The sequence below is a fragment of the Metabacillus litoralis genome, assembly GCF_020524045.1.
GTDB lineage: Bacteria > Bacillota > Bacilli > Bacillales > Bacillaceae > Metabacillus > Metabacillus litoralis_C.
Genome location: NZ_JAIVKL010000051.1, coordinates 1 through 610, shown reverse-complemented (window position 1 = coordinate 610; position 610 = coordinate 1). Strand labels below are relative to the sequence as shown.

Below are 610 nucleotides of genomic sequence, written 5' to 3'. Positions count from 1 at the left end.
TAAAAAATTGTTATTTAGTGAGAGATTTTTTAATAGAGTAAACTGATTCTTGATATTGCATTAATACAGCTCCTACTAAACGAAAAGCCGATTGTGTATTTGGAAAAACACGTATAACTCTTTCTCTTCTTCGAACTTCTTGATTCAGACGCTCAAGAGAATTTGTACTTCGAATGTGACAACGTATTTCCTCTGGATGATTCATATATTGAATGGTATCTTCGAAACCATCATCCAGAATAGTAAGGGACTTTTCGTATTTGGGATTGTCACCGAACTGACTCATCAATTCGTCTTTAAACTTTCGACTATCCTCAATTGTAATGGCTTCAAAAATGCGCTTAATCATCATACGTATTTCTGTTGAATCCTTTTTGGGTAACTTCTCAAAAATATTTCGTTTGAAGTGTACGTTACACCTTTGCCAACTAGTTCCTATAAATTCACGTTGTATCGCTTTTTGGAGTCCTTGATGCGCGTCCGATATAATAAGCTTAGGAGATTGAATACCGCGTGATTTAAGGTGTTGAAAGAATCGACTCCAGCTATCATAACTTTCGGCATGATCCACTGTTAAACCTAATATCTCCCGATTTTTCTTCTCGGTAAT

The 610-nt window shown here is 35.6% G+C and carries 1 protein-coding gene; it reads right to left on the bottom strand.

The window, feature by feature from the left end:
* Nucleotides 1-10 precede the first annotated feature (10 nt).
* Nucleotides 11-610, bottom strand: a 600-nt coding sequence (locus LC076_RS24025) for a transposase (RefSeq protein WP_226671605.1), incomplete at its 5' end; no start/stop codon positions are given.